This window comes from Bosea beijingensis (assembly GCF_030758975.1).
Taxonomy (GTDB): Bacteria; Pseudomonadota; Alphaproteobacteria; order Rhizobiales; family Beijerinckiaceae; genus Allobosea; species Allobosea beijingensis.
On the sequence record NZ_CP132359.1, the window covers coordinates 5,382,686 to 5,396,585 of the forward strand.

Genomic DNA, 13,900 nt, shown 5'->3' on the forward strand with positions numbered 1-13,900 from the left:
CAGGTCACGATTTGACACGTTCATCCGCATGGCGGCGAGCGGGCCTTCAGCGCCCCCTTTGGCCCGTGCCAAACGGCTCGCAAAGGCGCCCTTGGTCGGCGTCCAATGTTGCCCCTTGATCGTGGTTCAGAGCCAGGAGGCGCGCCCGGCGGAACTGGTCTGGCCTGCGCAGACGCGCACCGCCTCCGGACCGCCAGGGCGCCGGAACCTCAGAAGCTGTCCTTGAAGCGCCGGCTCCCGTTGTTCGCTCGGCTACTTCATTTTAAGCGAGTAGCCTTGCGACGCCGTCACCAAATGGGGCGTGCGTCTCGGTCGCCCACCGATCAAGGCCGCAGTTTTCGGCCGCTTCGATGAACTGCATTCCGGCGCAGCCGCCTTGTAGCTGCGAAGGGCAATGACCAGCCCCATCATGACGAATACGAGCATCTGCGTGTCAATCTGCGAAAGAACAAGCTTTGTGCTGGCATACGCGCAGAGCGACAGCGCCACTGCCGCCCCCAGATAGTTCGGCCCCTGGCCTTGCTGCAGGCTGAGACGAAATCCGACGATGATCGTCCAGATGATCATGCCGACGAACCCGATCGTTCCGACGATGCCAACCTCGAGCAACAGGCTCAAAGCATAGCTGTCGATGGTCAGCACGCCAGCCAGGTTTCGAAACCCGAGCGTTTCTCCGGCGACACCGAGACCATGTCCGAAGACAGGCCTTTCTGCGATGCGCGGAATGGCCCTTTTGACCTGCTCGAGCCGGCCTTCGGTACTGGCCTGATGCTGACCTCCGCCGATCGTCATCGATTGCAATCGCGGACTGGCGACATAGGCGGCGGCAAACGCCGCGAGGGCGAAGGGAAGCATCAACAGGAGGAACGGCCCCAGCATGCTTCGCTTGTTGATCTTCTTTACGCGGACCACATGGACGATGAGCAGCAGGAAGAAGATAATGAGCGTTCCCACCGTGCCCAGGCGTGCGCCCGACAGGAACTGAGCCGGCACGATCGCGGCAGCCGTCACAAACCCCGCCATACGGACGAAGCGCGTGCGGCCTTCAATGACGGCAAATATCGCGAAAGGCAGCATCAGCACGAGGAATTCCGCATAGATCAGGCTGACCGAGAACGAGCCTTGAACGCGGTAAGTGCCGCCCCTGAATTGCCCCTGAATGATGCGAAGCAGGAACTCGGTGTCGGCGCCGAAGCCAGGCGGAAGGAAGTCCAGCCAGAGCAGCCGCTGGAGCCTCGCCTCAATAAAGCCCATGCTGCACTGCACGGCGGCGAAAACAATGAACAGAGCTGCAACGAGACGAAGGCGCTGCTCGGTCCGCGCGAGCGAGATCATCGCCAAGAAGGGAAACGTCCAGATGAATTGGAACAGCAAGAAACGGGTCAGCGATTGCGCGGGCGATCGCGACGTGAGCAGCCCGAAGATCTGTGCAGCGACGAAAATTCCGAAAAATACAAAAAAAGCCCGGTTCTCGCGGATATGCCGGCGCAGCGTTTCTTCCATCACCGCGGAATGCCGAAAGGCGTAGAGCCAGACGAAAAACAGCGCGGCAAGCACGATGCGAACCGGGCTGAGCCAAGGCAGCCCGCTTATCCGCAATGAGATGTAGTGAGGATAAAGAGAGTATAGCGACAAAAACGTGACGAACAGAATCCAGCAGGTTCGGTCGTTGAACGTTTTCTTTCTCGGCATCGAGAAAATGATGACGACAATAATAAGTGCGAGGATAAGGAAATAAATCTCGAGCCCGCCCTCAAACGCAGCCGGGAGGCACAACCCGACCAACGCGCCGAACAACAGCGCAGCCGATGTCCAGCGGACATTGGCCGTGACTGAAGGAACTGACTTGGGCGCGTCGGATAGGCTCGTCAGGCTCACCTCGCCGCCTCTACCGCGTGCCCGAGCATCCTGGGCGCATCGTCGCGGAGCCGGCCGGCCATCCGATCAAGACCCGGCGGCAGCTTGGTCATGGCCTTCGACAGCTTCTGCCCTCTGATATCTCCCAACAGCGGCGCATTGAAATAGGCTGTCAGATCATCCGAACAGCGGACCCGGCGGTCGAACATCTCGCGAAGGAACGCGAGTGCCAGACCGAAAGCCAATCCCAGCACTGCGGCCAGGGCAATGATGAGCGGAATGCGCGGCCAGCTCGGGCTCGCCGGAACGGAGGCTTGCGACAGAATGCTCGTGTTGCTCTGGGACGCAGCGCTCTCGACGATTGAACGCTCACGCCGCTGGACGAGGACATCGATCTGCGACCGTAGGCTCTCGAGCTCCCGATCAAGCGTGGCGGCGGCAGCACGACTCTTCACCTGATCATGTCGCCGCGTCTCGTCTCGACTCATCTGCGTCGCCGTTTCCTGCACGCGCCGCTCCGCAGCAGCAAGCTCGCGCTCCTTGTCGGCGACCAATTCCGCGCGCAGCCGAACCGCGGCGGCCTCGACCTGAACTTTCGACTGCTGCAGGTTCGTCCTCAGGAACTGAATTCTCCGATGGCTCTCGCCAAGCAGCGGCAGCTCGCGTTTCAGCGCGAGTTCGGTATCGGTCACCTGCCGCCGCAGGGCCAGAAGCTCGGGGTTCTCGGCGGCCGGGCTCTGCCCGCTACGTGCCAGTTCGAGTGCCGCCTTCGCCTGGAAGACCGCGTTGCGAGCATTCGCCACCTGGGTCGTCATGGACGAGAACGGGTCCTGCGCACCTGCCGCCTCGACATCGCCCCGACCGATCGCCTCCAGCCTGAGCTCGGATCGCTTCGTCTCCACATCCAGGAAGCGCGTCCGCAGCAGCGCCAGCCTCTCGTCGTACCACTTCGAAAGCTCTTGAGCCGATCCCGTCCGAAGCTCGACATCCTTCCGCAGGAAAGCCCCGGCGAAAGCATTGGCCATCCTGGCGGAAAGCTCCTTGTTCTCGCTGCGGTAGTTGACGGAGATCACGTCGCTCGCCCCTTGGCGCGCCACCTCCAGCCCGCGCAGGAGTACGCTGGCGATCCAGTCCTCGATCCGCTCGCCATCCTGCTGGCTCGCAGCGAACGCCGCCTGCCATTGCGGATCGGCGGCCAAGTTCTCGCGCTCAACGACCACCAGCGCCGTCCCGCGGCTACGGATAGCCTCGACCTGCGTGCTGATGTAGTTTCTTACGACCGCGCCGGGGACCTGCACATTCGTGGCGCCATTGGCATCGGCCAGATTGACGTAAAGTTGCGCAGTGGCAGTGTATTGCGGCTTCAGGAAGCGCGTTGCGACCAAGGCCGACAAGACGGAAGCCGCAAAAACGCACCAGATAACCCAGTGCCGGCTCAACAATATTTTCCAAAGCTGGTGCAGATTCATGTATAATCTCGCCCGCCGGTGGCCCTGTACTCACGCTTTCCGTAGCAACCGGGACGCTCTGGCGCTCCGACGCAGCTATTCTCGCAATGATCGAGGAAGCTCGGACGTGATCTTCGCTAGCCTGTTTGAATAACGTTTTCTACGCTGCAACGCAACGACCGCATGACAAAAAGCCCGGCAGGGTTAACCCTGCGGCACCCCGCCGCCCGCGGAAGCCGCCGCATTGCGACGGCCCGCGGATCGAAAAAGTGCTCAACTTGAAGGGTGGAATGCCTGGACGCTTGCCTGGGCTCGCGGAAGCCTGCCCAAGGCGCGTCCACACAAGATCGAGATACAAAGCTCCGCACGAGGATCGACGAACTGGGACAAGGGTACAGGGCCGGGCGTGGTGGTCAGCAGGCCGAATTCCGGCGACGCCAGAAGATCGATCGCCTGCTGGACCCGCTGGACGCAGTCGGCGCTTGCCGGCGGATTTGTGAGCACTTCGCAGACATCACTGACCGTGAAACGGTCCGAAGAGTCCCGCCTGCACCTAAGCATTGCGACGAAGAGCGACACATTCGTCGCCGAGGCGCCGATAAAGCGGCCCGCCTGGCCAAATCCCGCGGAATCGAGATAGCCGAGGAGTTCCTCCGTTCCCGATCGGAAATCCTCGATCTCGACATAAGGGGAGCCCCGCAGAAGGGACATTTTCGCGGCCTTGAGCCCCACAAGGCGTGCAATATACGGGCGACCGTAGGAAATACTGACGATAGCCTCCGTCACATCCGGCAGCATCTCGACCTCGGCATATCTGGAGGCCAATGCGAGCGTGTCCCGGATCTGCTGATCCGACATGCTCGTCAGGCGCACGACGTAAAGCACTCGCGCGATCGAAGAGTGCTCACCGACCAGATTGTCCACGACGTCGCCGACGCCGACGATAACGATCTGCACCGGAATGGCGCGATCCGACAGCACCTTCATGATCTCAGTGAGACCCCGGGTCAGAGTCTGGTTCTCGTTTCGGTCGAACTCGTCGATCACGATCAGGAGCCGCGTGCTCCTTATGCGCGCCAGCAAATCCGCCAGGACCTGCGGCGTCATCTCCACCTGCGGCGCCAAGGACTCGAAGCTGAGATTGGGATCGACCTCCTCGTTGCGCGGATCGAACTGATGATCGTAGCGGATCGGCAACTCCGACAGCGCGGAACGGAAGATCGAGTCGATCGTGCTCTCGCGCGTGCAAGATATGTACGAGCAGTGATAGCCGGCACGACGCGCAACGGACGACATCGCCAGGGCGAGAGAGGTTTTGCCCGTTCCGCGCCCTCCGAACAGAACCAGATGGTTGCGGTGTTCTTCGATCGCGGTGATCACCTGCGTCAGAATATCGGCACGGCCGGCGAACTGCGCAATGTTCTGCGTCGGCTGGCTTGGCGCAAAGGACTTGATCGCGCGCAGCAGCTTCTCGCTTCCGACGTCCCCAAGCATATTGTCGGAGGCCTGGAAGCGGAAAACCATTTCCTCTTCGGAAGCCGCGACCGCGCGACCGCGCGACCGCGGGTCGTGGCGCTGGCTCATAGCTGCGGATTGCAATCCCGGCTTCCGGCCCGACAGGCCTGCAATCATCGCTTTGACAAACGACATCATCACCTACCGTTTCACCAAGCACTTCTTCGGAGCGGAGCGAAAGCCCTGATACTTCTCAGCGTCTAACACAGCGTTGGCAAAAGGCACATCACAACCATCTGCCACAGAAGCATCATGCAGCGTCAGAACTCTGCGGCATCGCGCGGCGCGGGACACTCTGCCCACGCCTGCGCGTCGCACTGATTAGCCAATACAGCCGCTCTCTTGGAGAAACGGCATCAGATCAGCGTGCCGCCCCCGCCAGCATAATTGTTGTACATATTCGAAAGCTGAATATCGAGAACGTACCCGTTGTCATCACGGATCGAGAGCTTGATAAGGTCGGTCGAACCTTTCCGCGAAATCGTCACCGCATCCAGCTTCGACAACTCGATCAAATCGGCGACCGAATTGATCAGAACGCTCGACGTATGCGCATCGGATACGAGATCGACGCCGGCGGCCTTTCCGAACGTCCGGGCGCCAAATCCGCTCAGCTCGATCATATCCCCCTCTTCAAAGGACAGATCCATGATGCGCTCGTTTTCCAGCCCCTTGGCACCAAGGCCGAAAAAGACGAACCGATCAGCCCCGGCGCCGCCCAAGGACATGTCATCGCCGGATCCACCTATGATAACGTCATCGCCGCGCCCACCGGACAAAACGTCGTTGCCGGCGCCGCCCAGGATCACGTCGTTCAATTTCGTGCCCGTCAGGCGGTCGTCACCATCGGTACCCCGCATGATCGGCGCATCATGACGAAGCTGCGCAATGTCATCTGCCGTCAATGGTTTAAACCCATCGACAAATTTGCTTACGGCAACGTTACCATCTACCGACTGGCCATTGTTATTTGTCAAAGTTATAGCATTTGCTGTATTGTTGATAACAACAACATCAGAAGAATCCTTGATTGCAAGGCTCAACTTGTAATTCGAATCCTCAACAGCCAATGCTGTATTATTTGATACCTTCACACCAACTGCGTTTGCAAGCAAAATTCCATTCGGAGCGCCCGACTGAATAAGATTGTTCTCGATGACGACATTTTTGTAAGGAATATTATCGTCGTTATCCATGAATATACCTTGAACCGACAGCCCCCCCTTTGCCTGAATCAGGGTATTGTCGTGAATATAGATATTCTCGGACGCAACCTGGGTTTTCGTCGTCCAGAATTGAATGAAATCCGGGTGATCGCCTGCGGCCGGGTTGAAATCACCCATCTTGTTGCCGGAAACCTCGACATCCTTGACACTTGAGAAATTGAACCCTTCGCTTCGCATGCCGTAGACCGAATTGTCGGTCACCTTGATGTCGTCGCTGGCGGAAAACACGCCGCCACGCATCAATCCGGAAAATTCGTTGTCATAAACGCTGACACCTGACGATTTCTCGACAACCAGGCCGCGCTGCGAAAACTCCATTGCAGTCGGCCCACCGACAAATGCATTTTTTGTGAGGCTGACATCTTCGCAATTTCGCAGAGTCAATCCGTTGGCATACTTGACACCGTCCTTGGGAGTAAACGTGACACCCTCAATACTGACTCCGTTGGCATTCGAGATCGTCAGGGAACCAAAGACAGGCGGCTTCGTCGGATCGGCGGCTACGAGGTTGATTGCACGAGGGCTCTCGGCCGCGTTGAAACCGAAGTCACCGTAATTTCCCTGCTTCAGCATAATCACCGTATCGTCTGCGCGCCCCTTGAGCGCGGCGGAAAGCTCTGCTGAATTCGACACCACGACGACATGACCGACCGACATTTAGGGCTCCTGCAAGATTTGATAGATCGAATAATTTGGTGACTTTGTGTCGCCACGCTTGCAGGATGGCATCATACTTCTAATTTAAAGCACCCTTCAAAGATCAAATTTTATCGTGAAACCTAGGATCGACTTTAACGTTCAGTGAATAGCCGCGCGTTTGCGGCGGGCCCGAAGCACCAGTTCGTTTTATCTCAACAGTTGCGGGGGGCTCTTGCTAAACGGGCTTCAGCCTTGGCCATGCTGCCGCCAAGCTTTGGCGCGTTGAGGCTGGTCAGATCGGGCGCCTGCCACCCAATCCCGGTGAAGCACCTGACTGTTATAGACATAGAGATACCGGCAGATCGAGGATCGCGCCTCCGACACGCTCGTGCAGGCACGCAGTAGACTTCTTCGCATTTTTGACCCAATTGCCAAAGGCGCCCGGCTGGGCCGAGACCATCTGCTGGAGCACGGAGGCTGAAACTTCCAACCTTCGACCCCACACGCAATCAACGTAAACCACGCCTACACAATCAGAAATCGCACCTCACTTGATGGCAATTATTGACTTCGTAAGCTGGAATGCCTTCTCCTTAACAATAACAGACCCGGGAAACAAGCTTTTCATCATCCCAATATCGATAAGTTCAGAGCTCTGTATTGTCCTCATCGCACTGTCGACAGTCGCGCATTTTGACCAAAACCCGCACTTAAAAGCCATGACAATTCGATACCTGATAGGTTCAGGAAGCCAATGCAAAAAAGCGGTCCGAGCGTGCGGCTCGATAGGGAACCAAAAATACGGTGTTTGCACAAAGTACGATGGTGCGACACGCGCAACCTCTTGGGCCATCGCGACCATATCCGTCCATCGCCCGACATGCTCGATGACCGAATTCGAGTGAACGATGTCAAATTGATTGTCACCGAACTGGGGCATATTTCGAGCGTCCCCCGCTACGGATAAGAAATTCGCCGCGCTCGTTTCAACCTGATGGATATTCAAAAGAGTGACATGCACGTCTCTCTTAATCATCGCGATCTTGTCTGACCAATATGATTCTGTCCCCCCAACATCCAAAATAGTGACAACCTTCTTCGAACTCGGCATCTCGTTTATGATTTTTGCAAAAAGCTCGAATCTTTTATGACGATACGAAGATACAGGCGACGTCGACTGAGCAGGCGTTTGCGAGTCCAAAATCCTATACCCCCAGATTCGACAAAACGATCAATTCTTGTCGAGGCAGCCAGTAAACGTCACCACCTGCAGACGTCAAGCAATTGGAGGGCGCGAAGAATCTGACCTGAGACCTTAATTGTCTTCCAAGTTTTAGCAGCGCCGGCCGATCACGGAGACGGACGATACGTCGGCAGATGGAAGGCTCGAACATTATCTACGCAATCGCCTTTGGCGCCCTTACGGCACCGATAGAGATAGAAGCCCTTCCAACCGGCATACGGTCGCCCCAGGAACGGTCGGCATTCTGTTCCCGCCTCAATAACTGATCTCACTCCACCATCAGTGTTCTTGTTCCGACCACGCGCGTGCCATTCCCCAGCGTTACCGTGACGGAGACGCGAGGCGATCCCCGCTCAGGAAAGCGGTGAGTCTGCACCAATCCTGATTTGCTCACGCCATTTCCAAGGTCCCAGACCGCGCTGGCACCCGTCATGTCGATCCTGCCTCCGGGGCCGTACACCAGGGAAGCGTCGAGCCGTTGTTCGGCGCTCATTTTTCCGGGTACGGGCGACGACAGGATGACGACGGTCGGTATGGCGGGCTTAGGGTCAAAACGCGTCAGCGGCGCGCCGATATCGTCCTGGCCGGCTGCGTCCGAAGGAAGCCGCTGAAGCTTCGACAGCGGAATGCTCCCTTCAGCAAGCGCATCGACAAAGATGTTGGTGTAGAAATCCTTTGCCCGCGGAAAACTGCGCTGCACACGCAGGTTGTTTGCGAGCCTCCATCCATCCTTCGGGTTGCTGCCAACATCGGGGAAGCGCGGTGCGATGTTGTTTTCGATCCGAACGTTCTCGGAGGAGGACTTTACGTTGATGCTCGGCACCGTGACATGCTGGGGGCGCGGCGCCGCCTCGGCCTGAATGAGCGTGTTGTTGGAAATCGTCAGGCCGGCCGTTTCTCCGACCGTGATGCCGTGCAGATGCGAATTCCGGATCACATTCCCGGTGATCGTCACATCGCGATAGAACATCTCGGGCCCAGCCCGCTTGCTGTCGACCTCTTCGTTACGCATGAAGATCGATTGGGTCCAGCTACCCTCGCCCCGGTCGAGAATATTGTCCCGAATGGTGATACCGACCGACGGCGCCTTGGTCTTGTTCGTCCAGAACTGGATCATATCGGGATGGTCCGTCCCCCCAGTCTGCCCCTTGAAGTCGTGGAGATGGTTTCGTTCAATCAGAACGCGCTCGACTTGCGCAAAATCCAACCCGTCCGAACGAATCTGAGATATGTTGTTTTCACGAACGTTCAGGTCGCTGGTCTCGTGGAAGACTGCCGCGCGGTGCCACTGCCGGAAGACGTTACGCTCGATATTGACGGAAACGGAATCGCCAATGATCAGCCCTGTGCCGGTCCCGAAACCATCGGCTGGCGTGCCGGTTCCACTGGCAAGGCTCCCGACGAAGCTCGAATCGGCAATCGTCAGTCCTTTCACGCCGCGGAATGAAAACGGGCGTATGTTCACCTTGTCCGCCGGGGCGAAAGCATAGTTGAACGCGACATTCGAGAAGGCGAGGTTCTGAACCCCGACCAGGCTGACCGACGAGAATGACGCCGGGCGGGCTGGATCGGCTGACACCAATGTCACCTGCGAGCTGTACGTTCCCCACCGCTCGCGCGTCGCGTTCAGAAGCAGCGCACCGTAATCGCCCGGTGCCAACACAATGCGCTCGCCGCCCTTCGCCGCCTGCATAGCCTGAAGCAGCTCTTGTGGAGACGAGACCAGGTTCTGGCTTCGCGCAGGCGTCGCGGACAAGCTCGTCAGGCAAATGAGCGTGTATGCTGCTATCGGGAAGAAATTCGATCTACGCTTCACTAGACTGCTCCAGCGCTGGCTTCTCGGCAAACATACGCGACCTTCCCGCTCTAACACGCTTACCTTGCGGCCCGAAGCCGCGATTTGCGCTCACTCTTTGCCGCGCACGAGCCGCCATACCTGAGGCAGCGACAGGCGACAGCGCCTGAGCAAGTAGAGAATGCCTGGAAGACAGATCGCAAGCACGCCGACCCCGATAACAGCACGCCAAAACCAGTCAAGGCAGGATGCAACCTGCGCGCCGATGGCGAGGCCGAGCAGGACCACCATGGGGCCGATCAGGCTCGCGCCGGCGACGACCATGTCGAACAGGAGCTTGCCCCGGCTGGCGCGGATCGAGATTATCAGCGCGGTGAATTCGAACAGGCTCATCGTGAGCAGGAAAATCGCGAGATCGTGGCTGTAGACGAGCGTCAGCGCAGCCGCCGCCATGCCAAGAAGGCTGCCGGCGGAGCCGATCAGCACGAGCCGCGTCTCTCCGAAGGCAAGCACAGGGACCGACACGATCCCGAACAGAATTTTGGTGGTCATCATGATCGCAACCGCACTTATCAACGGTTGGGGGACGAGATAAGTCGCGCCGAAAACCAGGGAAATCACGGGCTGGCCGATGGCCCAGAGGCCGGTTCCGAGCACCGTGGCAACAGTTCCCGACAAGATGGCGAAGGCGCTGACGATTGGAACCGTCTGGGGGCCGTGTCCGGAATTGACCATCCGTGGCAGGAAAACGGCCACCAGGTAGCGAAGCACGATGCCCCGCGGCATCAAACCGACCATGACGGCGACGCTGTAGACAGCCAGCGCGCTGGCGCCTGCGACCAACCCGACGATGAGGCGATCACCCACATTCTTCAGCGCCAGGGATATGCCGTTCGGGACCAGCGGCAGGCCATAAGCAACGGCCTTGCGCGCTGCGGCAGCATTCCAGCGCAGCCGCCAGGGCTGCGGCGCCAATCCATGCGACACGAGCGACTGAATGACCTGCCCCGCAACGATCCCGTACACCATGGCGGTATAAGAATGGGTGATCCATGCGACCATGATGGTGATCAGGGTGGTCGACACATAGAGCGCCAGGTTCGTCAGCCCCTCGGGACCGAACTTGTAGTCGCGGGTCATCTCCTTGACGCCAAGATGCAGGAAACCACGAGCCAGCGCGGCGACCGCCAGCAGGGCAAAGGAGCCCGTGGCGCCCGGCGCCTTGAACAGGACCGCCAGGAAAGGGGCGGCCGCAAGCAGCAAGGCCGCCAACAGAGCGCCTCTCAGGACCGACAACAGATGCAGGGTGTCGCGTTCAACATCCGCATCCACGTCCTGGCCCAGCCGGATGATCGACTTGTCCAACCCGATATCCGAAGCAATGTCGACGAGCGTGATCACCAGCATCAAGGAGATGGCGATCCCGAACTGATCCGGCGGCAGGATGCGTGCGAGCGCGACGGCTCTCAGCAGCGAGCCCACCAGTTCGGCGATAATTCCCATCTCGAACAGGAACGGCAGCCCTGACGCCGCGCGCAGCCATCGCACCATCGTTCCGGTCGCTCCATCTCGCCGCGATGCCCCATGCGGGCCAACTGCGACATCTCTTTGTCGGTCTGCCGGTCTTTGCTCCGACAGACTTGGCAAACCGTCGACGATCCCGGCCGCTTCGCTTTTGTTCCGCAGCGGCAACTCTGGCAAGCACTGTCACGTCAGCTACGATTTGAACAGCCGTCTCATCCATCTCGTGAAGCGCATTATCGCTGCCATCTTGTGCGGTCAGAGGATCGACTCTGTCGGCCTGCCGCACGAACCCATGGTCACGGCCGCAGGCAAGGCTGTTGGAATTCTGCCGGCAGCTTTAAAAACAACGGAATCGAAACGCATATCGTCATACTTGCAGCGTTGAACGCAGCTAAGCCGCTGCCTGACGCTGCGGAGCCGCAGGTTTCCGCCAGCGATGACGGGCCGGAGGCTGGCCGATGCGTTGGTCGGCGATGCCAGGGGAGGCAGAGATCTCGTGATCGGTTATCGCATCGACCGGCAACGCCCGGCACGGGATCGCCAAGTACCATGCAATGCAGGTGCGCCGTCCGGACCTCGCGCATGAACGCGCAAGGCGACGAGCTGAAGACCAGTGCGATCTCCCCCCTGCTGCTACGGCTTTACCGCACGAAGCGCCTGCGCCGGCGCGTGCTGGCGCTTGCCAGCCGCCTGGAAGGCGGACAGTTCCGCAGCGCCACGCTGCGCCTGATCCTCGCGCGCTTCCATGACACCGAGATCGGCGCCCACAGCTATGGCTCCTGCTTCGAGCCCGGCCAGTTTCCGGGCGGGGCCCGGATCGGGCGCTATGTCTCGATGGCGAGCGGCGTAATGCGGCGGCTCAACCATCCGCTCGATCACCTGATCATGCACCCTTATTTCTATAACGAGAGCCTCGGCCATGTCGGCCAGCGCACCATCAAGCATGAACCGATCGTGATCGGCGCGGATGCCTGGATCGGCCAATCGGTCATCTTCACCGAATCCTGTACGCGGGTCGGCATCGGCGCGGTGATCGGCGCGGGCACGATCGTCACACGCGATGTCGATGATTTCGAGATCGTCGCAGGAAATCCTGGCCGGGTGCTGCGGAAACGGTTCGATCCCGAGATCCGGACACGGATCCTGGCCAGCCGCTGGTGGGAGCGGCCGGTGGAGGAACTTGGTGGCTTCGTGGCAGATCTCAATCTCCCCGTCGCCGGCTGGCCCGAAGGACATCCGCTCCTGGCTGCGGCGAACGACGGGCGGGAACCGGTATGAGGCTTGCTCCGATCGCTTCGCCGGCGCATGGCGATGCCGCCTCGTCATGCAGATCATGGCTGCACTGGCCGGGCCAGCGGCGGCTCGCACCCCAAGAAGATGCGGAGGCGCGGCTCTTGCGTCACGGGGCGCTTTCACGAGGCAGGCAGGTATAGGCATTCCATGCTTCTAGCGACCGTTCTCAAGGCCAATCTCTGCTCAGGCTGCGGTCTGTGCGCCGCGATGCTCGGCCCGTCACGGGCCACCATGGCGATGACCGAACCCGGCTTCCTGCGCCCGGTGCTGACCGGGGCGCCAACGCCGTCCGAAGACGCGGTGATTGCCGACATCTGCCCCGGGAGCCGGGTCCATCTCCCCGACGGGCGCATCGATCCCGACTTTCCGGAATGGGGCCCGCTTGAATCGGTTGCAACAGGCCATGCGGTCGATACCAACCTGCGGCAGGCGGCCTCGTCAGGCGGCGCGCTCTCGGCAATACTGGAACATCTGCTGCTGTCCGGCCAGGCCAGCTACGTCCTGCAGGTGGCGGCGAGCGAAGACGTCCCCTGGCTCAACCGCGTGATGCGAAGCACGAGCGAGGGACAGATCCGTCACGCCAGCGGCTCTCGCTATGCGCCCTCCGCCCCGCTCGCCGCGATCGTCGCCTGCCTTGAGGAAAGCCGGCCCTTCGTCGTGGTCGGAAAGCCCTGCGACATCGCCGCCCTGCGCGCCTATGCCCGACACGATCCGCGCGTCGACCGGCTCGTCGTCGCGATGATCGCGTTCATGTGCGGCGGCATCCCCAGCGAAACGGGCATCCGCCACCTGATCAGCCGGATGGGCGCAGCGCCGGACGATGTCAAAGCCTTCCGTTTCCGGGGCAATGGCTGGCCCGGTCGCACCGTGGCACGCACCGATGACGGGCAGGAGTTCAGCTTGTCCTACTCGCAATCCTGGGGCGACGTTCTCAGCAAGCATGTCCAGTTGCGCTGCAAGATCTGCGCGGACGGCACCGGGATGTCGGCCGACATCGTCTGCGCCGACGCCTGGTACGGCGACGATTCGGGCTATCCGACGTTCGACGAGCAGGAAGGGCGCTCGCTGGTCCTCGGCCGCACCGCTTTGGGCGACAGCATCATCACCGCCGCACGGCAGGCAGGGCGATTGGCAACCGAGCCGCTGGCGACGCGCGAGATCGCCTTGATGCAGCCCTATCAGCTTCGCCGCACGCGCCTGACCTTGTCGCGCCTGCTGGCGATGCGGCTGACTGGGCGGCCCGCGACACGGTTTTCGGGCCGCTCGCTTTGGCCGCTCGCCGCACGCTCCGGCCTCAAGGCGAATATCGAGAGCTTCCTCGGCGCGATGCTGCGCGCCGTAAGGGGAAGGCTATAGAGAG

At 60.1% G+C, this 13,900-nt stretch carries 9 protein-coding genes; 2 read left to right on the forward strand and 7 right to left on the reverse strand.

Annotated features, from left to right (window positions below; translation table 11 throughout):
• Positions 1-252: 252 nt before the first annotated feature.
• From Q9235_RS25850 to Q9235_RS25880, 7 genes are all read right to left on the reverse strand, one after another.
• Positions 253-1,878 (reverse strand): O-antigen ligase family protein, encoded by a 1,626-nt coding sequence (locus tag Q9235_RS25850; RefSeq protein WP_306224596.1) that lies wholly within the window; start codon positions 1,876-1,878, stop codon positions 253-255.
• Positions 1,875-3,326 (reverse strand): GumC family protein, encoded by a 1,452-nt coding sequence (locus Q9235_RS25855; RefSeq protein WP_306224597.1) that lies wholly within the window; start codon positions 3,324-3,326, stop codon positions 1,875-1,877. Before Q9235_RS25855 ends, Q9235_RS25850 begins: the two co-directional genes overlap by 4 nt.
• Before the next feature lie 252 nt (positions 3,327-3,578).
• Positions 3,579-4,958 (reverse strand): AAA family ATPase, encoded by a 1,380-nt coding sequence (locus tag Q9235_RS25860; RefSeq protein WP_306224598.1) that lies wholly within the window; start codon positions 4,956-4,958, stop codon positions 3,579-3,581.
• Positions 4,959-5,176: 218 nt separating this feature from the next.
• Positions 5,177-6,703: a NosD domain-containing protein gene (locus Q9235_RS25865; RefSeq protein ID WP_306224599.1), complete on the reverse strand. Its 1,527-nt coding sequence runs from the start codon at positions 6,701-6,703 to the stop codon at positions 5,177-5,179.
• Positions 6,704-7,232: 529 nt separating this feature from the next.
• Positions 7,233-7,796, reverse strand: coding sequence for a class I SAM-dependent methyltransferase (locus tag Q9235_RS25870; RefSeq protein WP_306224600.1), 564 nt, complete (start codon positions 7,794-7,796; stop codon positions 7,233-7,235).
• Positions 7,797-8,196: 400 nt separating this feature from the next.
• Positions 8,197-9,621 carry a right-handed parallel beta-helix repeat-containing protein gene (locus tag Q9235_RS25875; protein ID WP_306224601.1) on the reverse strand — a complete coding sequence of 475 codons (1,425 nt, stop codon included), beginning with the start codon at positions 9,619-9,621 and terminating at the stop codon, positions 8,197-8,199.
• A 213-nt stretch (positions 9,622-9,834) separates the two neighbouring features.
• Positions 9,835-11,274: an oligosaccharide flippase family protein gene (locus Q9235_RS25880; protein WP_306224602.1), complete on the reverse strand. Its 1,440-nt coding sequence runs from the start codon at positions 11,272-11,274 to the stop codon at positions 9,835-9,837.
• Positions 11,275-11,829: 555 nt separating this feature from the next.
• Here Q9235_RS25880 and Q9235_RS25885 point away from each other — a divergent pair.
• Together Q9235_RS25885 and Q9235_RS25890 are read left to right on the forward strand one after the other, a co-directional pair.
• A complete protein-coding gene (locus Q9235_RS25885; protein ID WP_306224603.1) occupies positions 11,830-12,525 on the forward strand; it encodes a CatB-related O-acetyltransferase in 696 nt (231 codons plus the stop codon).
• A 162-nt stretch (positions 12,526-12,687) separates the two neighbouring features.
• A complete protein-coding gene (locus Q9235_RS25890) occupies positions 12,688-13,896 on the forward strand; it encodes a Coenzyme F420 hydrogenase/dehydrogenase, beta subunit C-terminal domain (RefSeq protein WP_306224604.1) in 1,209 nt (402 codons plus the stop codon).
• The last annotated feature ends 4 nt before the right edge of the window (positions 13,897-13,900 follow it).

What these genes read in the sequence shown, in the direction of transcription:
- Q9235_RS25890 (WP_306224604.1), top strand. Translation starts at nt 12,688, where the DNA reads ATGCTTCTAGCGACCGTTCTCAAGGCCAATCTCTGCTCAGGCTGCGGT.
- Q9235_RS25855 (WP_306224597.1), bottom strand. Translation starts at nt 3,326, where the DNA reads ATGAATCTGCACCAGCTTTGGAAAATATTGTTGAGCCGGCACTGGGTT.
- Q9235_RS25880 (WP_306224602.1), bottom strand. Translation starts at nt 11,274, where the DNA reads ATGGTGCGATGGCTGCGCGCGGCGTCAGGGCTGCCGTTCCTGTTCGAG.
- Q9235_RS25885 (WP_306224603.1), top strand. Translation starts at nt 11,830, where the DNA reads ATGAACGCGCAAGGCGACGAGCTGAAGACCAGTGCGATCTCCCCCCTG.
- Q9235_RS25875 (WP_306224601.1), bottom strand. Translation starts at nt 9,621, where the DNA reads ATGCAGGCGGCGAAGGGCGGCGAGCGCATTGTGTTGGCACCGGGCGAT.
- Q9235_RS25865 (WP_306224599.1), bottom strand. Translation starts at nt 6,703, where the DNA reads ATGTCGGTCGGTCATGTCGTCGTGGTGTCGAATTCAGCAGAGCTTTCC.
- Q9235_RS25860 (WP_306224598.1), bottom strand. Translation starts at nt 4,958, where the DNA reads ATGATGTCGTTTGTCAAAGCGATGATTGCAGGCCTGTCGGGCCGGAAG.
- Q9235_RS25870 (WP_306224600.1), bottom strand. Translation starts at nt 7,796, where the DNA reads ATGCCGAGTTCGAAGAAGGTTGTCACTATTTTGGATGTTGGGGGGACA.